The sequence below is a fragment of the Bradyrhizobium valentinum genome (assembly GCF_001440405.1).
GTDB classification, from domain to species: domain Bacteria; phylum Pseudomonadota; class Alphaproteobacteria; order Rhizobiales; family Xanthobacteraceae; genus Bradyrhizobium; species Bradyrhizobium valentinum.
Genome location: NZ_LLXX01000231.1, coordinates 1 through 1,298, shown reverse-complemented (window position 1 = coordinate 1,298; position 1,298 = coordinate 1). Strand labels below are relative to the sequence as shown.

The 1,298-nt window shown below is 63.6% G+C and carries 1 protein-coding gene and 1 pseudogene; one reads left to right on the top strand and one right to left on the bottom strand.

Annotated elements, in window-relative coordinates; genetic code table 11:
* A pseudogene (locus CP49_RS39925) lies at positions 1-284 on the top strand (hypothetical protein); the annotation flags it as partial.
* 166 nt (positions 285-450) lie between these two features.
* Here the strand turns inward: CP49_RS39925 and CP49_RS39920 are convergent.
* The gene (locus CP49_RS39920; protein WP_057855564.1) at positions 451-1,077 is read right to left on the bottom strand and encodes a class I SAM-dependent methyltransferase; all 627 of its coding nucleotides are present in this window, start codon (positions 1,075-1,077) and stop codon (positions 451-453) included.
* Positions 1,078-1,298 lie beyond the last annotated feature (221 nt).

The window sequence follows — 1,298 nt, the reverse complement described above, 5'->3', positions numbered from 1 at the left end:
TCACCGAGATTATCGTGTCTCACTTGAGGGGTGCAGTCCAGCACTGTCACCGTAATTCAAGCAGGCAAAAGAATAACTCGTACCAGCCGGCTGGCTTGTTGCCGGCTATCAACGACGCAGAAGACGCCAGCGCCGCCAGCGCAGTGCTGCTGTCGGCGGTGGCCGTCGGAAGTCTCACGCCATCTGACGCCGCCGAAATCAGAAAATTGGTCGACGCCTATGTGAAGGCAACCGAGGTTACGGAAGTGTTGGCGCGCCTGGGAAAATTGGAGCAACGACTGTGAATCGATCGCTCGCTCCAATCCGCAAGCCTACGACGTCCCGCGATCTTGCTACCCGGGTCGTGGGCCTCCCGACATCGCAGGATCTGCCGAGACATGCTGACCGGCCCAGAAATGGGCATAGGACTCCCCAGCGCCGCCTCCATCCGGGCCCAGAACTCTGTGTGCCTCATGCCCGACTCGCCCGAACGCTCAGCCACCGATCATCCGGCCTTCCGATGCACCGACGTACGTCGCTGACGATCCAGCCGGAGTCTGTGAGTGCGGACCGCAGGGCGGGCTCGCGCCAGTACGTCTCGACGTACCGCCGAGGCGCCGACGCGCTGCCGTGTGTGGACACATCCTCGCCATCGCCCTCTCTAACCGAGGCGTGCAGTCGGCCACCGGTCCGGGTCGCCTCGGCAAGCCGTCCAAGCACCGTGCCGAAATCCTCGCGCGCGACGTGAATTAGGCAGGCACAGGCCCAGATCCCGTCGTACGGCGTGCCGGGACGCTGCGGGTCGGTCAGGTCTTCGGTCAGCGGGTCCAGCAGGTCGGCCTCGAAGCCACTCTCGCGAAGCAGTTCGATGAAACCCTTCGAGATGTCGGTGCGCCGGACGCTCATCCCCCGCTTCTCGAGCTCTAGTGCATCTCGCCCGCCACCGCTTCCGATCTCCAGCACCCTGCCCGAGCCACCCAGCTCGGTCACGAACGCATCGATCTCTGTCGCGACCCATTCGGGCATCGCCGCGGCCTCCGCGGCGTACTCCGCCGCGACCGCGTCATAGGACAGCACGGTGTCCCGGTCGGTGCTCATGCCTGCGCTCCTCTCGATCTCGAACCTACGGCGGCCGCCAACGTGCCAACCGTGAACATGCCGGCGAATACGTTCAGCCGATGCGTGCGGCTCCCTGCGGGGAGCGATCAGCAATGTAGTCCAGGATTACGGTGACAGTGCACTCAACTCCGGTAAGAATTTTATGTGCTGGACTGCACCCCTCAAGTGAGACACGATAATCTCGGTGACAGGCATTCCGA

Coding starts and splice junctions, on each gene's coding strand:
- CP49_RS39920 (WP_057855564.1), bottom strand. CDS start 1,077: ATGAGCACCGACCGGGACACCGTGCTGTCCTATGACGCGGTCGCGGCG.